General features: G+C 62.9%; 20 protein-coding genes and 1 riboswitch. Of the genes, 15 read left to right on the top strand and 5 right to left on the bottom strand.

What is annotated here, in order from left to right:
• Window positions 1-35: 35 nt before the first annotated feature.
• The gene (locus VHO05_RS18820) at window positions 36-512 is read left to right on the top strand and encodes a DUF6456 domain-containing protein (protein ID WP_329648204.1); all 477 of its coding nucleotides are present in this window, start codon (window positions 36-38) and stop codon (window positions 510-512) included.
• Here the strand turns inward: VHO05_RS18820 and VHO05_RS18815 are convergent.
• Together VHO05_RS18815 and VHO05_RS18810 are read right to left on the bottom strand one after the other, a co-directional pair.
• Window positions 509-931, bottom strand: a complete 423-nt coding sequence (locus VHO05_RS18815) for a SufE family protein (protein WP_329648148.1) — start codon at window positions 929-931, stop codon at window positions 509-511. The two genes, VHO05_RS18820 and VHO05_RS18815, sit on opposite strands and share 4 nt — an antisense overlap.
• A gap of 139 nt (window positions 932-1,070) precedes the next feature.
• Window positions 1,071-1,424 carry a hypothetical protein gene (locus tag VHO05_RS18810; RefSeq protein WP_329648147.1) on the bottom strand — a complete coding sequence of 118 codons (354 nt, stop codon included), beginning with the start codon at window positions 1,422-1,424 and terminating at the stop codon, window positions 1,071-1,073.
• Between the two features lie 344 nt (window positions 1,425-1,768).
• Window positions 1,769-1,857: riboswitch (glycine riboswitch) on the top strand.
• 155 nt (window positions 1,858-2,012) lie between these two features.
• Between VHO05_RS18810 and gcvT the strand changes: the two genes are divergently transcribed.
• The 5 genes from gcvT (at window position 2,013) to VHO05_RS18785 (ending at window position 7,688) form a co-directional block, all read left to right on the top strand.
• On the top strand, window positions 2,013-3,170 hold the full coding sequence (gcvT, locus tag VHO05_RS18805) for a glycine cleavage system aminomethyltransferase GcvT (RefSeq protein ID WP_329648146.1): 1,158 nt from the start codon (window positions 2,013-2,015) through the stop codon (window positions 3,168-3,170).
• A 22-nt stretch (window positions 3,171-3,192) separates the two neighbouring features.
• Complete coding sequence (gene gcvH, locus VHO05_RS18800; protein WP_329648145.1) at window positions 3,193-3,555, top strand: glycine cleavage system protein GcvH; 363 nt, start codon at window positions 3,193-3,195, stop codon at window positions 3,553-3,555.
• 11 nt (window positions 3,556-3,566) lie between these two features.
• A complete protein-coding gene (gcvP, locus tag VHO05_RS18795; protein WP_329648144.1) occupies window positions 3,567-6,419 on the top strand; it encodes an aminomethyl-transferring glycine dehydrogenase in 2,853 nt (950 codons plus the stop codon).
• 143 nt (window positions 6,420-6,562) lie between these two features.
• A complete protein-coding gene (locus VHO05_RS18790; RefSeq protein ID WP_329648143.1) occupies window positions 6,563-7,297 on the top strand; it encodes a peptidoglycan-binding domain-containing protein in 735 nt (244 codons plus the stop codon).
• Between the two features lie 43 nt (window positions 7,298-7,340).
• Window positions 7,341-7,688: a DUF1491 family protein gene (locus VHO05_RS18785; protein WP_329648142.1), complete on the top strand. Its 348-nt coding sequence runs from the start codon at window positions 7,341-7,343 to the stop codon at window positions 7,686-7,688.
• Between the two features lie 540 nt (window positions 7,689-8,228).
• On the opposite strand, the gene VHO05_RS18780 is transcribed toward VHO05_RS18785, so the two are convergent.
• The 3 genes from VHO05_RS18780 to VHO05_RS18770 form a co-directional block, all read right to left on the bottom strand.
• Window positions 8,229-8,819 carry a hypothetical protein gene (locus VHO05_RS18780; protein WP_329648141.1) on the bottom strand — a complete coding sequence of 197 codons (591 nt, stop codon included), beginning with the start codon at window positions 8,817-8,819 and terminating at the stop codon, window positions 8,229-8,231.
• A 78-nt stretch (window positions 8,820-8,897) separates the two neighbouring features.
• A complete protein-coding gene (locus tag VHO05_RS18775) occupies window positions 8,898-9,566 on the bottom strand; it encodes a DUF1214 domain-containing protein (RefSeq protein ID WP_329648140.1) in 669 nt (222 codons plus the stop codon).
• 3 nt (window positions 9,567-9,569) lie between these two features.
• Window positions 9,570-11,891, bottom strand: a complete 2,322-nt coding sequence (locus VHO05_RS18770) for a PBP1A family penicillin-binding protein (protein WP_329648139.1) — start codon at window positions 11,889-11,891, stop codon at window positions 9,570-9,572.
• Window positions 11,892-12,358: 467 nt separating this feature from the next.
• Between VHO05_RS18770 and VHO05_RS18765 the strand changes: the two genes are divergently transcribed.
• The 9 genes from VHO05_RS18765 (at window position 12,359) to VHO05_RS18725 (ending at window position 19,878) form a co-directional block, all read left to right on the top strand.
• A complete protein-coding gene (locus VHO05_RS18765) occupies window positions 12,359-12,910 on the top strand; it encodes a hypothetical protein (RefSeq protein WP_329648138.1) in 552 nt (183 codons plus the stop codon).
• Window positions 12,816-14,168 (top strand): DNA-packaging protein, encoded by a 1,353-nt coding sequence (locus VHO05_RS18760; RefSeq protein WP_329648137.1) that lies wholly within the window; start codon window positions 12,816-12,818, stop codon window positions 14,166-14,168. Before VHO05_RS18765 ends, VHO05_RS18760 begins: the two co-directional genes overlap by 95 nt.
• 19 nt (window positions 14,169-14,187) lie before the next feature.
• Window positions 14,188-15,918, top strand: coding sequence for a phage portal protein (locus VHO05_RS18755; protein ID WP_329648136.1), 1,731 nt, complete (start codon window positions 14,188-14,190; stop codon window positions 15,916-15,918).
• A gap of 3 nt (window positions 15,919-15,921) precedes the next feature.
• A complete protein-coding gene (locus VHO05_RS18750; protein WP_329648135.1) occupies window positions 15,922-16,227 on the top strand; it encodes a hypothetical protein in 306 nt (101 codons plus the stop codon).
• Window positions 16,228-16,740: 513 nt separating this feature from the next.
• Window positions 16,741-17,412: an HK97 family phage prohead protease gene (locus tag VHO05_RS18745; RefSeq protein ID WP_329648203.1), complete on the top strand. Its 672-nt coding sequence runs from the start codon at window positions 16,741-16,743 to the stop codon at window positions 17,410-17,412.
• Between the two features lie 22 nt (window positions 17,413-17,434).
• Entirely contained in the window at window positions 17,435-18,679 is a 1,245-nt protein-coding gene (locus VHO05_RS18740) for a phage major capsid protein (protein WP_329648134.1), read from the top strand.
• 154 nt (window positions 18,680-18,833) lie between these two features.
• Window positions 18,834-19,406 carry a head-tail connector protein gene (locus tag VHO05_RS18735; RefSeq protein ID WP_329648133.1) on the top strand — a complete coding sequence of 191 codons (573 nt, stop codon included), beginning with the start codon at window positions 18,834-18,836 and terminating at the stop codon, window positions 19,404-19,406.
• A complete protein-coding gene (locus tag VHO05_RS18730) occupies window positions 19,403-19,729 on the top strand; it encodes a phage head closure protein (RefSeq protein ID WP_329648132.1) in 327 nt (108 codons plus the stop codon). Before VHO05_RS18735 ends, VHO05_RS18730 begins: the two co-directional genes overlap by 4 nt.
• On the top strand, window positions 19,726-19,878 hold the full coding sequence (locus VHO05_RS18725; protein WP_329648131.1) for a hypothetical protein: 153 nt from the start codon (window positions 19,726-19,728) through the stop codon (window positions 19,876-19,878). The genes VHO05_RS18730 and VHO05_RS18725 overlap by 4 nt, the downstream gene beginning before the upstream one ends.
• Window positions 19,879-19,880: the final 2 nt, after the last annotated feature.

Here is a 19,880-nt window from a genome sequence, read left to right as displayed (position 1 = left end):
CGGGTTACAATCCTGCCGAAAGCCCGATCGCGTGACTGTTCAGCCGGCGCGACGGCGACGGGCAGCCCTTGATCAGCGAAGCGCAGTTCAATGCAGGCGAAAGGCTTCGAGCAGATTTCTGGTTTGCGCAGATGTCACCCAGGGTCACTCAGAGCTGGAGTGTCACGGCCACGGGGGGGAGCGGACGCCGTGGTGCGCCAGGCGCAGGCGTTGAGATGGCCGACAATATCGCAGCGGCTGGCGAAAGGGTGCGCCGTGCTCTCGCCGCCGTCGGCCCGGAGCACGCCGGCATCTTGATCGACGTTTGCTGTCACTTGAAAGGGCTGGAGCATGTTGAGCGCAGTGCAGGCTGGCCCAAGCGCTCGGCCAAGATCGTACTCGGCATCGCCCTGGCGACGCTGGCGCGCCATTACGGCTTGGCTCAGCGCGACAGCGGGGTGCGCGTTGCGCCGGTCCGCCACTGGGGATCAGACGATTTCCGTCCAACCCTTGATGGCGACGCGGAGGGCTAGGCGAGTGCGGCCGTGGCGTCGGCGCGAATGCGCTCGACCATCGACGCCAAGCCGTTCGAGCGCTGCGGAGTCAAATGCTCCTTGAGCCCGAGGGCCGCGAACGCCGTTTGCGGCTCGATGGCCAGGATCTCACGTGCCGGCTTGTCGTTGTAGAGCGAAAAGAGAATGGCGATGAGGCCACGCACGATGTGCGCATCGCTGTCACCCACGAAATGCAACATGGGGCCGCTGCCGTTGTCCGCCGGGCGCACCTCGCTCACGAGCCAAACCTGGCTGGCACAGCCGCGCACCTTCGTCGCTTCGGTCCGCAAGGCATCGGGGAACGGGGCAAGTGTCCGCCCCAGCTCGATGATGTAGCGGTAGCGATCCTCCCAATCGTCCAGGAGTTCGAAATCGGACTGGAGGTTGGCAATCGTCATCAGCAGAATGTCCTCGGAACGGCTATGGCGGGCTCACACAGGAAATATAATGCTTCCGGAGCCTCAAAAACCGACTTCGAGGAAAGAAATAGCCTGATCTGACCGCCGGAGCCGGTGGCCCGTCGCCGCAGCCTAAGCCTTAGATTCCGCCTTGCTGCGTCCGCTCGCCCCGCCAATCCAGACTTAGGTCATCCGGACTGAGCGTCCCGCGCGCCTTGGCGGAGACAGGGGCGATAAGGGCCTCTTGAGCTTCGTTTCCGGCCGTTCGCAACGCCACGTCATAGGCGAGTTTGCCGGCGAACTGGGCTTTGCGCAGGAACGCATCCCAAAGGGTGCCCGCCATCTCGCACTGCTGACCGTTGCGGTCGCAATACGTCATGGTCCAATGCGCGGCGGTGGCGGCGCGCTCATACAGCGCTTCCTGCTGTTCCCGATCGGACGGCATCAGCGCAACGCCCAACGAAAGAACGACGGCAATCCTGAACAAGGACATGCTGTAGCAACTCCGGTCGCGAACTATGGAGGCCTGGAGAGGCCCCTGATAGATCGGACGCTACCGGAGAAATTTTGAGGAAGCCCGGCCGCGGGCATGACAATTTAAGACGTTATTTAAGCGAGTTGTCTGAAAAACTGAGACAAATTTTATCGATTGTGCCCGCCGCTCCTGATGCAGGCTTCGGCCGGTTAACAGCATCTTAAAATGGCCTCCCGATACATCGGGCTTTCGCACATACTCCCGCGTCGCGCCTGCGGAGGTCGTCAAGACCGCGTCGTATTCGGAAGGACTTTGGTGGGGTTGACCATACGCATCGAAATCCCCATCCTCCGACTCGTCTCCGCCGTCTTGCGGAAGAGACCGGGCTCGCCCGGCGCCGAAGGAGCAACCGCCCCGGAAACTCTCAGGCATCAAGGACCGCAAGACTACTGACACTCTGGAAAGTGGCCGGGTTCCTACCGGCCCACCGACGAGGAAAAGGCGCCGCGCCAGCTTCACTGGGAGGCACCCAATCTTTCAGGTCTCGCGACAGAGGGGGCTCGCATTGCGCACGGCGTGCGCTTGAAGAGCCTGTGGAGCCTCTGCATGAGTGTCGATACACCTGACATATCCCCCGCCCCGTTAAGGCCGACGCCGCTCCATTCTCTCCATGTGGACCTCGGCGCACGCATGGTTCCCTTCGCGGGCTACGACATGCCGGTGCAGTACCAGTTCGGCGTGCTGAAGGAGCACCTTCACACGAGAGCCGCTGCAGGTCTCTTCGACATCTCGCACATGGGGCAAATAGTTCTCCGTCCGAGATCGGGGATGATTGCCGACGCTGCGCGCGCACTCGAACGTCTCGTTCCTGTCGACATTCTTAGCCTGCCGGAGGGTCGCCAGCGCTACGCGTTTTTCACCGACGCGAGTGGCGGCATCATCGACGACATCATGGTTGCGAACCGCGGCGACCATCTCCTGCTCGTCGTCAATGCCGCGCGCAAGGCTGACGACGAGGCGCAATTGCGTGCGGAAATGTCCGACGTTTGCGAGATCGAACGGATCGATCACGCGCTCATCGCGCTGCAGGGGCCGAAAGCTGAAAGAGCCCTCGCGCGTCTCGCACCCAATTGTGCCGCCATGCGCTTCATGGATGTGCGCGAGATGCCGATCATGGGCGCTTCCTGCGTCGTCGCGCGCTCGGGCTACACCGGAGAGGACGGATTCGAGATCTCGATACCGGCCGATATTGCCCGCGAGATTGCAGAGGGCCTGCTCGAAAATCCGGACGTCCTGCCCATTGGTCTCGGCGCGCGGGATTCGTTGCGGCTCGAGGCTGGTCTTCCGCTTTACGGTTCCGATATCGATACGATGACCACGCCTGTCGAGGCTGGCCTCGCATGGGCGATCCAGAAGCAGCGGCGTGCGGGCGGAGTACGGGCAGGCGGATTTCCCGGCTCTGCAATCATCATCGAGCAAATCGAGAAGGGGACGAAGCGGCGGCGGGTCGGCTTGCGTCCTGAGGGGCGTGCTCCGGTCCGCGCGGGTGCTTCGCTGTTTGCAACCGATGAAGGCGGCGCTCCGATCGGGGCCGTCACATCGGGCGGTTTCGGACCAAGCATCGATGCGCCCATTGCCATGGGTTACCTCCCGAGCGAGCTCGCGATGCCAGGAACGAGCGTGTTCGCCGAAGTCAGAGGAAAGCGATTGCCCGTGAGTGTCGCAACGCTCCCATTCGTGGAGCTTCGCTACAAACGCAGTTGATCAGTCACACCAGGAGGATGCTTTGCTGAAATTCACCGAAGAGCACGAATGGCTGAAGCTCGAAGGCGACGTTGCGACCGTGGGAGTCACTGAGCACGCAACAACGCAGCTCGGCGATCTCGTTTTCGTCCAGTTGCCGAACGTCGGCGCCAAGCTTGCCAAAGGTGATGGAGCGGCCGTGGTCGAATCCGTCAAGGCCGCGTCCGACGTCTTTGCGCCTCTCGACGGCGAGATCGTCGAGGTCAACGAGGTCATCGTCAAAGATCCCTCGATCGTGAACTCCGATCCGCAGAATGCCGGTTGGTTCTTCAAATTGAAAATCTCCGACGTGAAGGCGTTCGATGGCCTCATGGACGAGGCAGACTACAAGAAGCTCGTCGGCTGAGAGGATGGCTCATGACTGTTCCGAAGGGCTACGAGCCCTATGATTTCGCTAATCGCCGCCACATCGGACCATCGCCCGAGGAGATGGCGGAGATGCTCAAGGTCGTGGGCGTCGCAAGCCTCGATCAGTTGATCGATGAGATCGTGCCCAAGGATATCCGCCAAGGGAAAGCGCTTGAGTTCGGCCGGCCTCTCTCGGAGCGCGGTGGCCTCGACCGTATGCGCGAGACGGCCAACAAGAACCGCGTTCTGACCTCGCTCATCGGGCAGGGCTATCACGGCACAACCATGCCGCCCGCAATACAGCGCAACATCCTCGAGAGCCCGGCCTGGTACACGGCCTATACGCCCTACCAGCCGGAAATCAGCCAAGGCCGGCTCGAGGCGCTGCTCAATTTCCAAACCCTTGTCTCGGATTTGACGGGCCTCGATGTGGCCAATGCCTCACTGCTCGACGAGGCGACTGCAGCGGCGGAGGCGATGGCGCTTGCTCATCGCGTGACGAAGTCGAAGGCAGCGGCGTTTTTCGTCGACAAGGAATGTCTGCCGCAAACGATCGCCGTCGTCAAAACGCGCGCCGAGCCGCTCGGCTGGCAGGTCATCGTCGGTGATCCCTTCAAGGATATCGAGCCGGAGAAAGTCTTCGGCGCGCTGTTTCAATATCCTGGTGTGTGCGGCGCGTTTCACGACTTCTCGGATGTCATCGCAAAGCTGCACGCCGCCAAGGCGCTCGCCGTGGTCGCCGCTGACCCGCTGGCGCTCACGCTTCTGAAACCGCCGGGCGAGATGGGGGCCGATATTGCCATCGGTTCGATGCAACGCTTTGGCATGCCCATGGGCTACGGCGGCCCGCATGCTGGCTACATCGCCGTCAAGGATACTCACAAGCGCGCATTGCCGGGGCGCCTCGTTGGTGTATCGGTCGATGCGCGCGGCAATCGCGCCTATCGCTTGGCGCTGCAGACACGTGAGCAGCATATTCGCCGCGAGACCGCGACCTCCAATATCTGCACGGCTCAGGTTCTGCCCGCCGTGATCGCATCCATGTACGCAGTCTTCCATGGACCCAAGGGCCTAAAGGCGATTGCGGAGCGCGTCCATCGCAAGGCGGCGCGTTTGGCCGACGGGCTGGCGTCCATTGGATTCGAGGTGCAACCCAAGGAGTTCTTCGACACCATCACTGTTGAGGTCGGTCCGTACCAGGGCCTCATCATGAAGAACGCCGTCGATTACGGCATCAACCTGCGCAAGGTCGGTCGTGATCGCATCGGCATCACGGTCGACGAGCGCACGCGCCCTGCAACGCTCGAGGCCGTCTGGCGCGCGTTCGGAGGCTACGAACTCGTCTATCGCGACGAATATCCGGAGTACCGCTTGCCGAAGGCGCTGTTCCGCCAATCCGCCTATCTCACGCATCCCGTCTTCCACATGAATCGTGCCGAAAGCGAGATGACGCGCTACATGCGCCGCCTTGCTGACCGGGACCTGGCACTGGACCGCGCCATGATCCCTCTGGGTTCATGCACCATGAAGCTCAACGCCACCGCTGAGATGCTGCCCATCACGTGGCCGGAGTTTGCAGAAATACATCCCTTCGCGCCGGCAGATCAGGCGCTGGGATACGCCGAGCTGATCGAGGATCTCTCGGACAAGCTGTGCCAGATCACCGGCTACGATGCGTTTTCGATGCAGCCCAACTCGGGCGCCCAAGGCGAGTACGCGGGCCTTCTAACCATCCGCGCCTATCACAAGAGTCGCGGCGAGGAGCATCGCAATATCTGTCTGATCCCCGCCTCGGCGCATGGAACAAATCCTGCGTCGGCTTCGATGTGCGGCTTGAAAGTCATCGTCGTTGCGACGGACCCGAAAGGCAACATCGACCTTGCCGATTTCCGCGCCAAGGCCGAGGCCAACGCCGAGACACTCGCGGCGGCCATGATCACCTACCCCTCGACCCACGGCGTGTTCGAGGAGACGGTCAAGGAGATCTGCGCCATCACCCACGCGCATGGCGGACAGGTCTATCTCGACGGCGCCAACCTCAACGCACTCGTCGGCCTCGCACGCCCCGGTGACGTTGGCGCCGATGTCGGCCACATCAACCTGCACAAAACCTTCTGCATCCCGCATGGCGGCGGTGGTCCCGGAATGGGACCGATTGGCGTCAAGATGCATCTAGCGCCCTTCCTGCCCGGACATCCGGAGACGGGTGGCAACGCCATGACGGTTTCGGCGGCGCCTTATGGGTCCGGATCAATCCTGCCGATCTCGTGGAGCTATTGCCTGATGATGGGCGGCGCCGGCCTCACGCAGGCGACGCGCGTCGCAATTCTCAACGCGAACTACGTCGCCAAGCGCCTCGCGGGCGCTTATGGCGTGCTCTATACCGGCGCCAGGGGGAGGGTCGCGCACGAATGTATCATCGATACGCGCCCGCTTCTCGAGAGCGCCGGCGTGACCGTCGACGATATCGCCAAGCGGCTCATCGATTGCGGCTTTCATCCCCCGACCATGAGCTGGCCTGTTGCCGGAACGCTCATGATCGAGCCGACGGAGTCGGAGACCAAGGCCGAGCTCGACCGCTTCTGCGACGCCATGCTGGCGATCCATGAGGAAGCGCGCGCCATTGCGGAGGGTCGCGCGGACAAGACGAACAACGCGCTGAAGAACGCGCCGCATACGGTGGAGGATCTCATCGGCGAGTGGAACCGGCCGTACTCACGCGAGGCGGCGTGCTTCCCGGCCGGCGCCTTCCGCGTCGACAAATACTGGCCCCCCGTCAACCGCGTCGACAATGTCTACGGCGACCGCAACCTCGTCTGCGCCTGCCCGCCGATGGAGGCGTACATGAAGGCCGCGGAGTGATTTCCGGGAGGAGCGGGCGGCGGCCTGCCGCCCGCGGACTAAAGACGGGAGCCTCGGAAGATCAGGGTCACGAGCAACCGGCCTCAGCGCGCAGATCATTAACGGCATCTTAACAGCCGCATCGCAATATTAGACAAAACCGCGTGACACAGAGGAAACGGGGCCGCTCGACGATGACGCCGTTCGCATCGAGATTCGCGTTCCTTGTGTTTGCGGTGCTCACAGGCGCGATGGCCACCAACATTTTCGTCCTGCAACCGCCCGGCCGACAGATGGCGGGGCTCGATACCGCGCGCACGGGGACATCGATCGGCGGCGAGGCCGGATGGTCCAGCGGGCAACCCACGCCGAGCGGAGCAATCCTCGATCCCGGCGCCACCGTTCCGCCGCTCGAGACGGGTGCTGTGAAACCACTGCCCGAGACAGCCGACCGTTCTGATCTGACGCGGGCGATCCAACGCGAACTCAAGGCCAAGGGCTACGAAACGGGCGCGGTCGATGGCGTTCTGGGTCTCGTCACTCGCGGCGCTATAATGGCTTACGAAAGCGACGCCGGATTGCCGCTGACCGGAGAGCCGCGCCAGGCGCTGTTGCAGCACCTCGTGCTTGGGTCGGCTCAAAGCCACGGCGCCGACGAAGGCGGCCGGACCCCTCCCGGACCAGAAGCCGAAGCGGTCATCCGAGCGGTTCAGCGCGCCTTCCGCCAGCTCGGCTACATGTCCACCTTGCCCGATGGACGCTTGAACGACGCGACCTTACGTGCGATCCGGAAGTTCGAATTGGACCGAAAGCTCAAAGAGACGGGGCGCATCTCGGGCGAATTGCTCGCGAAGCTGGCGAGCGCTGCCGGCGATGCCCTGCGCACCGCACAGCAATAGTGCGCCGAGCGTTTTTCGCACACGTTGGAGTCAGGCCGGAGTAATGCGGCTCAAATCCGATATCTGGGTCAAAGCGTACGTGCGCCGCTCGTCAATGGGCGGGCGGCAAGCCTACGTCGTGCGCCATGGCGATGACGATGCGGGCGCTATCTACATCCGGATCAACCATCTCGACGGGACGTCCACCTTGTTCGGTCCGGCGCCCGCAAGTCTTTCAGGCCTGGAGACCGACCGGCGATGGATCGCCTTCTTCAAAGGCGCGCCACGTCCCGACTCAGAGGTCGATCTCTATCTTGAACGGGAATTCCGCACCGATCCTGATCTTTGGATCGTCGAGGTGGAGGCGCGCGATGGCGAACACGGCTTGGAAGGTTGGCTCGCCGACGTCTGACAAGCGGATCGCTTCAACGTGCTCTTGGCGCCACGGTTCGCGCCGAACGCGAATGCGTTAACTTTTCATTAACCAAAGCAGCAGCGAACTTAGGGGACTCGCCATAAGTTGGCGTGCGCCGGCCGCTGGCCGGTAAGGGGGAAAAAAATAGAGGGATGCACGGCGTGAGGGAGCCGAAGCTATGGCTAGCATTTTTGAATTCAGGAGGTCGGCTGTCCAGGTCAGGGCGCTGACTGGGTCACGGACAGCAAACGGGTCGGCCGATATTGTTCTTTTTCCCGGTGTTCGTTACGAACGCGCCGAGGACACACCAGCGAAAGCACGCCAGCGGCGCGCGCGCCGCAGGGATCATCTCGATTTTGAAGACTGAAATTTAGCTAGTGTGATGATCGAGAAATTCGCCATCATGAGTGGCGAGGCGCCGAGCGAATTTCTCGATCTGAATCACACTAGCAAAGCATATGCTTGCTAGTATCCCTTTGACACCGAAGTTCGCTCGATACCTAGCAGCGAACTCTGGCGAACTTCGGAGCAGGGACACTAGAGCGCGCGGCTTTTTTGGAATTGGCAGTTCGCGCGCTTCAACTCGGCGAGCGTTTTTGCTCGATAGGCCTCACCGCGATCCGGTGCGCGTATCACGGCGATCCCTTTGTTTGCTGGAATGGTCAGCGTTGCCTCGCCCGTGACGGCGACGTTCGGCGTTGCCGCGCCTGCTGTGCGCCAAGTCTCGTCACCCGGTACAAGCAGGATCGAGACGTTAGGCCGGCGATTGGGAGCCGCGACGGAGGTAAAGAAGTTCGAGCCATCCGGCGAGTAGAGCGCGAGTAGCCAGCCGGGGTCAGGCAGCACAGCGGATAGGTTCACTGTTCCAGTCCGCGTGTCGAAACGGCAAACGGCGTAATGGGCATCCGGCGAGAGGAAGGGGACCGGCTGCTCAGCCGGTGTCACCGGCGGCAGGATCCGCATGGTGTTGGGCGGCAGGCCGCGCGCAAGCAGGCTATAGCCCGTACTCGGCGTCAGCGCGGGTGTCGCAAGTGTCGCCAGAATATGTAGGATCGCGCTCGCAAAAAGTGCCGCCGCCACCAGCGGAACGTTGATCGACGTGATGCGTGCCCAGAGGCGCTTCAGCATGGAGTAACACCTCCCGCGACGTCGATTACGCCGAAGCACTGCCGAGGTGAAGCGTGACGGCTCGTCCCTTTCATCGCGTTAGCACCCTGACCGCGTGATGGTTGGAGCGGCATCCTCGATCTCGGCCTCCTGCGCGACGGCGCGCGTTCCGAGATCGACGGCCGTGAACGCAAGCGCGAGCCGGCCAGCACCGCCGATCGGCAGCCAGTTTCCGGGGTTCGCATCGCGGGAGAGCGTAATGACGAAACTGCCGTCCGGCTTCACGGCGACGGTATCGCTCGTAAATACCGAACGGCCGAGCACGTTCGGGATGAGGCGGCCATCCGCATCGAACACGGTAAGGCTCCACCAGAAATTGGGGATCTCGCGGCCTTCGATCGCATAGTCGCAAGAGGAGTGCAGCGTCCGTCCGTCGCTGTCGGCGCGCGCAATGAAAGTCTGCGCGTTTTCCGTGCTGAGGGGGAGTAGTCCGAGGCGGGCCTGATGCGCGCGCGTATAAGGATCTGCGTCAGGTCGGCCCGCCGAGACCCAGGACGTCCAGGGGCCAGCCTCGATGGTCGTGAGTGAGGAGCCTCGTTCGATCATATACCAGCTTGATCCGAGCCCGAGGATCAGAACAACGCCGATGAAGAGCGCCCAATCGGTCGTGTAGGCCACGAACGCCGCAATGCGCTTTTTGAGCCTGTGAAGCGTGAAGCTCATGAAGTTCAGCGATGTGAGCGAGCGTAGGGCGCTGGATGCTGTCATGGATCAAGGAACGGCAGGAGAAGCAGGTCCACGCCCGTTTGGCGCGGCGAAATCAGCATTAGCCTGAGTCGAAGCACCTGACCCATCGGAGCCGTCCGCGCGATTGCCGCGCGGGTTTACATTGCCGGGCTCTGCCGGCCGGTCGTCGATTGGCGTTGGCGACGGCCCGCCGGCGGGAGGTGTTGCGGGTGGGGGCTCGGCTACACCGGCGGCTTTACGCAGAGCTGCGGTAAGGCGTTTGAGGGCGTCGCGCGCAGGAGCCGTCATCGAAGGCGTTGCCGCTTTGGCTGCCCCAAGCTCAGCCGCTGCAGCAGCAGGGTTGGTTTTCTTGAGCTCGGCGATGCGCTGCATTTCCGCGACTTGAACTGGATGCGGCTCTAATCCTGGCAAGGTCGGAATGTTCATGTCGCGATGGGCGATCGACATGAACGAATGCCAGAGTGGCGCCGCAAGCTGGCCGCCCGTGTTGCCCCCCGCCATCGGGCGGTTGTCGTCGTTACCAAGCCATACGCCCCCGACGTACTTTCCTGTCGCGCCGACAAACCAGACGTCCTTGGGGCCGGTACTCGTACCGGTCTTGCCGACCACGTTCGTGAAATCGAGAGCAGCTTTTTGGGCGGTGCCGTCCGTCACAACTTTCTGCATCATCTGGTTCATGCCTTCGGCGACAGCGCGCGGCACGATCTGTGTGGGTTCTGGCTCATCGCGTTCCCGGCTGTAGATCAGCTCTCCACGCGAATTGGTCATGTCGAGAATGGCATAAGGGCGCGAACTCTTTCCGCCGTTGGCAAACGTGGCCATGCCGCCCACGTGCTCGAGCGGCGTGATGCCGTAGTCGCCGAGCGCCATAGAGCAGGTCTTGCGAATGCCGGTGATGCCGAGACGCTGCGTGAGCTCGATGACCTTTTCGCGCCCGACCGCGAACGAGAGCTCGGCGGCAACCGTATTCAAGGATTTCGCGAGTGCCATCCAGAGCGGCATCCGCCCGCCGCCTCCGTGGCTGCCGCCATAGTTCTGGGGATGCCAGCGGCCGCAGGAGCGGGACGAGTCGCGCACGATGGTGTTCGGCTTGTAGCCGTTCTCCAGCGCGGCCGCGTAAACGTAGATCTTGAACGACGAGCCGGGCTGGCGTCGCGCGTGCGTGGCGCGGTTGAACTGGCTTTCGCCGTAGTCCGGGCCGCCCACCAGCGCGCGCACCGCGCCGTCGGTCTCCATGGCGACGATGGCGCCGGAATTGATGCGCAGCCCACGACCCTGCTGTTTGAGGAACGTGACGAGCGCCTCGTCTGCCTGCTTCTGCATCGTGAGGTCGACGGTGGTGCGGGCCGTGAGGACGTATTGGTTCTTGCCTTCCGCCAGCCGCTGCACTTCTTCGAATGCGTAATCCAGGAACCAGTCGGGGCTCGTGGTTGACCTGGTCTCCACGATCTGAGCCGGGTGCATGCGCGCTTCATGCACCTGTGCAGGCGTATAGAAGCCGGCCTCGACAAGGTTATGCAGCACTTCGTTTGTGCGCGCGCGCGAAGCGGGCAGGTTGACGTGCGGCGCGTACTTGGTCGGCGCCTTATAGAGGCCCGCCATCATCGCGGCTTCGGCGAGGTTCACTTCGCGCACCGACTTGCCGAAGTAGAATTGGGCTGCGGCCTCGACGCCGAAGGCGCCACCACCGAGGTAGGCACGGTCGAGATAGAGCTTCAGGATTTCCTTCTTCGTGAAGCGTGCCTCGAGCAGGAGCGCGAGGAACGCTTCCTTGATCTTGCGGTCGATGGAGCGTTCGGACGAAAGGAAGAGGTTTTTTGCAAGCTGCTGCGTGAGCGAGGAACCGCCCTGCACCACGTCGTTCGCGCGCATATTTTCAACCAGCGCGCGCGCCGTGCCGAGAATGTCGATACCGAAATGTTCGAAGAAGCGGCGGTCCTCGGTCGCGAGCGTCGCCTTGATCACGGCGTCGGGAATCTCCTCGAGCGGCACGGCGTCGTTGTGCAGGATACCGCGCTGGCCGATTTCGTTTCCGGCGGTATCGAGGAACTTGACGCTGTAGCGGCCCGTCAGAAAGCGGCCTTCGTCGAAGTCGATGAAGGCGGGGAGGGCGAGCGCATAGAGGACGAGGAGGCCGCCGGTCGCAAGCGAAAAGCCCTCCGAGGCACCTTCGTTCAACAGGCGGCGCCAGCCCGTCAGCTTGAATCGCGCAAAAAAGCTCGAGCCTGCATTCCAGACGTCTTTGCAGCGCGACCACAGTTCCGAGACTGACGAGTCGAGCTTCGAGTCGAGGCTCATCCAGTCGATGCCCTCGCGCCGCCCGCGTTTGAAGAACCAGTCGCTCAACGTGACAATCTCGCCTGATTGCGCATGGGAACGCGGCTGCTCGGGCGCACACAAATAGGCATACGAACCCGGCCCGCGGTCGCGGACTCAAATCACCACGGCATTATGGTTATTTCAGCGCCAGCCGGAAGTCAGCGCGAGCGTTGTGGGCATACATATTGGAGAGAAATCAACGAGGACGATAGGGAAGGGTCGTCAAGTTATCCCCGGCGTTGATACTTGGTGTAATGTCGGAAATTTTGATGAAACGAAGTAATTATAAAAAAACTCTCAGTCATTCAAAATACAAATCAGAATTGAGATTGACACCGCGTCGGTCATAACGTAGTATTTCGTCATGATCGAGAAAGTGTCCGAGGCGCGCAATGTTGTGCGAGGACTGCTCTCTGGTCCTGATTGATGCCTTTAGGCGCCCAGCTCTATGCGGCGCCGTCACCCCAAAACAAAATGAACGGCACGGCTGCAGCATGCAGGTCGACGATGATACGTGGGCCGAGGTTCGCCGTGCCTATGAGCAGAGCGCGGCACCGATTGGTGAGATTGCCAGATCGGCCGGCCTGACCCGCCAGCGCATCGCCGCCAGGGCGAAGAAGGAGGCTTGGGTCCGGGCAGTCACGCAGGCGGCCTCTACACAACAGAAAGAGGAAGTGTCGCGGCAAACGCCTAAGGCAGCGACGCGCGCACCACTGCCGACGCGGGGCGCACAGCGCGCGCTCATTGGACGCCTGTACCGCGCCATCAGTCTGAAGCTCGAGCACATGGAGAAGAGAATGGCGAGCGGTAAAGCCCGTTCGGCCCAGGACGAGGAGCGCGAAAGCCGTGCACTCGCCACGCTGATCAACAATTTCGAGAAGGTCACGGAGGCCGTCGCTGAACTCGGCAAGGACAGAGACACTCAACGCACTGGCCGTCGCGCCAGCACCGATGCGGAGCGCATGCGCCGCGAGATTGCGGACCGTCTTGAGCGCCTCGGCGGCGACGGGCCGGCTCCGGGCCGAGCTCGCAAGCCTCGATCCTGAGATCCTCGATTTCATTCTGTCCGACTGGCAGGTCTGGGCGCGCGACGATCAGCTTCCGCCGCAGGCGACTGCGAGCGGCGGCGACTGGCGTGTGTGGCTGATCCTCGGAGGGCGTGGCGCGGGCAAGACGCGTGCTGGTGCGGAGTGGGTACGTGCCAAGGCCCTTGGTATTCCGCCGCTCGGAAGTGAGCGCGCAACACGTATCGCGCTCGTCGGCGAGACGCTCGCCGATGTGCGTCGTGTGATGATCGAAGGCGTGTCCGGTCTGCTCGCGATCCACGCGGCGGACGAACGCCCAGAACTCGAAGTTTCGAAGTCGCAACTCGTTTGGCCGAACGGCACCATCGCGCAGATGTTTTCGGCCGAAGACCCGGACAGTTTGCGCGGACCGCAGTTCGACGCGGCCTGGTGTGACGAGCTGGCGAAATGGCGCCGGCCCGAGGAGACGTGGGACATGCTGCAGTTCGGCCTGCGCCTCGGTGCCTCGCCATCGATTGCGGTGACCACCACTCCGCGTCCGCTGCCGCTGTTGAAGAGCATCATGAGCGATCCGGCCACCGCCATCACGCGCGCCACCACGTCGGCGAACGCCGCGCATCTGGCGCCCGCTTTCATTGCGGAGATGGAGAGGCGCTATTCCGGCACCGCGCTGGGGCGGCAGGAATTGTTGGGTGAGATCGTCGACGAGCAGTCGGGAAGCCTCTGGCGCCGCGACTGGATCGAAAGTCAGCGCGTCCCCGAATGTCCGGAGCTGCGCAGCATCGTCGTCGCCGTCGATCCGCCGGTGACCGCGACCGCCAACTCGGACGCTTGCGGCATCATCATCGCCGGATTGGGGGCCGACGGCCGCGCCTACATCGCCGAGGATCGCACGCTGCAGGGGCGTGAGCCGCAAGTCTGGGCGCGTGCCGCGGTGAGCGCCTATCATGAGTTCATGGCCGACCGCGTCGTAGCCGAGACCAATCAAGGCGGCGATCTCGTTGTCGCCATCCTGCGCCAGATCGATGAGGCGGTCGCAGTGCGAACCGTGCGCGCGACGCGCGGCAAGTGGCTGCGCGCCGAGCCGGTCGCCGCCCTCTACGCCGAAGGGCGCGTAGCGCACGTCGGCGTGCATGCGGCGCTCGAGGAACAGATGCTTGCGTTCGGCGCTGACGGCCTCGCGCGTGGGAGAAGCCCCGATCGCGTCGACGCACTGGTCTGGGCCATTACCGATTTGATGATCGACCGCCCGGCGGCGCCAGCTATCCGGCAGCTCTGAGCACGAACAAGGAAACCGTATGCCGCGCATCCTTGAGACGCTGGCGGGACTTCTCTCTCGCCCGGCGACACCCCCTGCTGTGTCTTCCGCCGCGGAGGCGAAAGCCAGCGCCACCGGCCCCTTGATCGTGCTCGAAACGTTGGGTCGCCCCGTGTGGACGCCGCGCGACTACGAGGCCTTCGCCCGCGAAGGCTTCATGCAGAACGCCATCGTCTACCGCGCCGTGCGCATGATTGCGGAGGCGGCCGCCTCCGTGCCGTTGATGCTGTTCGAAGGCGACGAGGAGCACGACAGCCATCCGCTTCTGGATCTCATCGCCCGGCCGAGCTTCGATCAAACCGGAGCCGACTTCCTCGAAGCCTGGTACGGCTATCTCCTCGTCGCTGGCAACGCTTACGTCGAGGCCGTCGCCGTCGATGGCCGCCTGCGTGAGCTACACGCGCTTCGGCCCGACCGCATGAAGGTGGTGCCCGGCGCCGAAGGTTGGCCTGAGGCTCACGAGTACACCTGCGCGGGCAGAACGGCGCGCTTCGAGGAGGAACCGGTCCCAGGCGTGCGGCCGATCCTGCACGTGCGCCTGTTCCACCCGGCCAACGATCACTACGGCATGAGCCCCGTCGAGGCGGCAGCACAGGCGATCGACATCCACAACACGGCGGGACGCTGGAACAAAGCGCTGCTCGACAATTCCGCGCGGCCTTCGGGCGCACTCGTCTACGGCGGCGCCGACGGGCGCATGACTCCGGAGCAGTTCGAACGCCTGAAAGCGGAGCTGGAAGATGGCTTCCAGGGCCCGCGCCGCGCCGGGCGTCCGCTGCTCTTGGAAGGTGGTCTCGACTGGAAGCCGCTCAGTCTCTCGCCGAAGGATATGGACTTCATCGCGGCGCGCAACGGAGCCGCACGCGAGATCGCGCTGGCCTTCGGCGTTCCCCCGATGCTGCTCGGCATTCCGGGCGACAATACGTTCTCGAACTATCAGGAGGCGCAACGCGCCTTCTGGAGATCTACCGTTTTGCCGCTGGTGACGCGCACAGCGAAGGCGCTGGCCTCGTGGTTGGCCCCGGCGTGGCACTCCAGTTTCGAATTGCGCCCGGACCTCGACCAGATCGAAGCGCTGACCAGCGAGCGCGAGGCGCTGTGGGCCCGCATCGAGAAGGTGAGCTTCCTGACCTTGAACGAGAAGCGCGCCGCGGTGGGATACGCCCCACTCGAAGAGGGCAGCGTCGCGAGCGGGAGAGGCGCTCTGGCCAGCGACGAAAGGTCAAGGGATGAGAATGTTCGTGTCGCGCAGGCGGAAGACTCGCCAAGCTATCGCATCGATCTGCGCGAACATGAAGGGAGGAGCGGCGCTCACGCGATAGCCGAGCATGTGGGTAAAGATGACGCGTACCTGCTGGCGCGAACAAGGGGTGAAAGAGGACCTGTACTTGTCCGAAAGCGAGCTGGATCGTTTCCAAGTCTCGAAGCCGCTAACAAGCTGGTTAGCGCGACACTTTCGAGTAGCAAGATCCAGCCCGGTGAAGTGCTGAGCAACAGAGAGATAGTTGCGCGGGTAGCCAAGGGAGAAGAGGAAGACTATTTTCTTACTCTTGAGTTTGATACTAAAACCGGGCGAGAGGCATTCGCTCCTTCAGAATACGCAGAACCTTACCTGCGTGACACTTACGGCGTGGGTGCTTTCATAGTCCACGATCCGACAAGCAAGGACGGATATACGATTATATCGTCATACCCTCGCAACCCGGAGTAGATCATGGCAATCGATGCGCCAGAAGTATTCACCCGCATCTGTCGCCGCTTCCATCAGGACATCGATAAGCAATGTCCCACTATCGAGGCGATGGCTGATTTTGCCGTTGGCGGTTTGAATGAGGAGAAACGCAGTGAACTAAGCGCATTCCTTGACCATGTCCTGGCAGGAAATTATTCAGGGGGCGAACTCAAGGCGCTGTGGCGAAGGTCTCCTTCTGACGTTTATTTCCGAGACGGGGAGCATGTGCGTAAACTGCTTGCACTCATGAAAGTGCGGCTCGCACCAGAAAGAAGTCGCGAAAGCTAAACCTCCTCAAATGAAATCGCCTTCTGGCGGTCCACAGTGCTGCCTCTGGTGACGCGCGCGATGTCGAGCACGATTTGAATGCGCGTGGCCAGTCTTCACGCATCATCATTGACGGCTGGCAGCATCTCGACGACGTTTGCGAGGTCACGGTTCACGGACCGTTTTGTTAGGACGCGCAATACCTCACACCAGCAGAAGGGATAGCGATTGATCAACGCGTCCTGCAATGCCTTCATCGTCGATTTTGCGTCGTGAAGAAAATAGGTCCATCGGGATCCGAACTTATTGATTAGGCAGGCGCCCAGAAACGCGTGTGCTAGGCCGGCTCCAACACTGCGGAAGCAAAAATAGAGCAGGGTGGTGACCCTCACGACTGGCCGAGTCTCCGCTCGGTATTTTTCATTTTTGGCGCGCGCAGCGCAAGCACCGACACCACAAACGACAACCAGGAGATCACGCCTCATGGCATTTCGCGCATGGGAACGGAACCGCTTTGCGCCGCCGACGCAACTCATGGCCGTACCCGAGGTGAAGTTCACATCTCTCGACTTCAAGCAGGCCGATGCTGACGGCACGTTCGAAGGCTACGCTAGCCTGTTCAATCGCGAGGACCTCGGCCGTGACGTCGTGCTGCCCGGAGCATTCCGCGAGAGCCTGGCAAGCCGGGGAGCGCGCGGCATCAAGCTGCTCTTTCAGCACGACGCCAACCAGCCGATCGGCATCTGGACCACGCTGGAGGAGGACAGCCGCGGGCTTTATGCGCAGGGCCGCCTCATGCGTGAGGTCGGCCGCGCGCGCGAGGTGATGGCGTTGATGCGCGCCGGCGCCCTCGACGGCCTCTCCATCGGCTTCAAGACCGTGAAGGCACGGCGTGACCGCGCAACGGGTGTGCGCCGCCTGGAGAAGATCGACCTTTGGGAAATTTCGATCGTGACCTTTCCGCTGCTGCCCGAAGCGCGGATTGCGTCGACCAAGACGAAGCCGTTCGCGGAGGCTCCGCCGAGCGAACGCGAATTCGAACGTTGGCTCACGCGGGATGCTGGGCTGACGCGAAGCGAGGCCCGCGCGCTGATGCGCTCGGGTCTCTCCGGCCTCAAGGCTCTGCGGGACGCGGGCCGGGGCGCAACGGAAGAGGCGCAACTGGCGATCCGCATGCGGGCCGCGGCGCGCGCTCTTCTTTCCTGACACCTTTCCAAGGAACAGACCCATGACAGATCACACCGATCTCGAAACCAAGGCCGGTGGCAGCGTTGGCGCGGCCTTCGAGGAATTCATGCGCGCGTTCGAGTCCTACAAGGATACGAACGACGAGCGGCTCTCGGAATTGGAGCGTCGCTCTGCTTCCGATCCACTGATCGACGACAAGCTCGCCCGCCTCGATCGCGCGCTCGACGAGACGAAGCGCGTTGCCGATCGCCTGGCGGTGAAGGCCCAGCGGCCGCACCTCGCCGGCGGCGGTGTCGAAACGGCAGCACTCCGCGAGCATCGCCGCGCTTTCGACGACTACGTTCGCAAGGGCGAGACCGCGAACCTCTCGCGCCTCGAAGCCAAGGCCCTCGCGGTCGGCACCAATAGCGGCGCGGACGGCGGCTATCTGGTGCCGCCCGAGACCGAGCGCGCGGTGATCTCAGCGCTGAAGGACATTTCGCCGATCCGCTCCATCGCCTCGGTGCGGCAGGTGTCTGGCTCCGTCTACAAGAAGCCGTTCGCCATCACAGGTGCCGCAACCGGCTGGGTCGCCGAGACGGCCACGCGGTCTCAGACCACCTCTCCGACACTGGACGAACTCTCCTTCCCGACCATGGAACTCTACGCCATGCCGGCCGCGACGGCGACACTGCTCGACGACAGCGCCGTCAACATCGACGAGTGGATCGCAGAGGAGGTGCGTGACACCTTCGCCCAGCAGGAGGGCACGGCGTTCGTGTCCGGAAACGGCACGGACAAGCCGAAGGGATTCCTCGATTACACCAAAGTCGCCAACGGCTCCTGGGCTTGGGAGAGCATCGGCTTCATCCCCACCGGCGTCGACGGCGCGTTTCCAGCCAGCGATCCGGCCGACAAGCTGATCGATCTCATCTACACGGTGAAGTCGGGCTACCGCACCAATGGCACCTTCGTTTTCAATCGCAGCACCCAGGCGGCGATCCGCAAAATGAAGGACGGTGACGGCCACTACGTCTGGCAACCGGCGCCGAGTGCGGGTGAGCCGTCGCTGCTGATGGGCTATCCGGTGGTCGAGTCCGAGGACATGCCCGCCATTGCCGCCGACAGCTACTCGGTGGCCTTCGGCGACTTCCGACGCGGTTATCTTATCGTCGACCGCGTCGGCATCCGCGTGCTGCGTGATCCCTATTCTTCGAAACCCTACGTGCTTTTCTACACGACGAAGCGCGTCGGCGGCGGCGTGCAGGACTTCAATGCCATCAAGCTCCTGAAATTCGCCGACTGAATGTGAACGCGCCGCTGTGAAGCAGCTGCGCGTGAATGTGAATACCCATACCCGGCAGGTCTCCTCCCTCCTGCCCGGGCCAGAGCGAAGCCGCCGGGTCCCCCTCCGGCGGCTTCGCTCGTTAAGGCGCCGAAATTTCAAACGCGAGAGATCCATGGCCCTCGTCTTGACGAGCGGGCCCGCCGAGGAGCCGGTGACGGTCGCCGAAGCGAAGGCCCATCTGCGTATCGACGGAACTGCGGAAGACATCCTCATCGCAAGCCTGATCGTCACCTCGCGGCTTCACGTCGAGGCGGCACTCGGCCTGGCGCTCATCACGCAAGGCTGGCGCCTGACGCTCGACCGCTGGTCGGAAGGAGATCTGCGGTTTCCGTTGCGGCCGATCCAGAGCATCGCGTCGGTCAAGGTGCGCGCGGCGGATGGAACGCCAACTACGATAACGAGCGAGAGCTATCTGCTCGATGGCCAGGCTCTGAAGCCGCGCTTGATCGCCCGTGACGGACGCTGGCCCGCGCCGGGCCTGGCAGCCAACGGGATCGAGATCGAATTCTTGGCGGGCATCGGCGACGAGGCCGACGAAATTCCGCAGCCGATCCGCCACGCTATCCTGATGCTGGTCACCCATTGGTATGAGCACCGCGATCCGCTTGAGATCGGCTCAGCCGCCGCGGCCATTCCGGCTGCAGTCTCGGATCTCCTGATGCCCTATCGCGAGGTGCGGCTGTGACAGTGAGCATCGGAGACCTGAGAATCCGCCTCGCGCTGCAGGCGCCGCTCACGAGCGCCGACGGAGGCGGTGGCGTGACGACGGCCTGGTCACTCGTCGCCGAAGTCTGGGCGGCGCTGCATCCCATTTCAGGTAGCGAGACATTCGAAGCCGATGGCCTGAGAGGTCGTGTCAGCCACGAGGTTTGGATCCGGTATCGCACGGGCATCGAGCCCAAGATGCGGTTTGTGTTGGGGACGCGTGTCTTTGAAATTCGGGCCGCGATTGACACCGGCGAGCGGCACAGGTTCCTGCGCTGCTTGGTAGAGGAGCGGATCGCATGAAGGTTGCCGTTCGCCTGCTTGGCGGAACCATGGTCCGCGCCGAGGCGCTGGCCAGCGATCTGCGTCGCCGCGCACGCGAAGCAGTTGCCGCGCGGCTCGCGGATAGGAGCAGGCCGCCCGCGCAAACGAAAACACCCGGCGAGAGGTAAGT

The sequence above is a fragment of the Hyphomicrobium sp. genome (genome assembly GCF_036262015.1).
Lineage (GTDB): Bacteria > Pseudomonadota > Alphaproteobacteria > Rhizobiales > Hyphomicrobiaceae > Hyphomicrobium_C.
This window is presented reverse-complemented; position numbering and strand designations above follow the sequence as displayed.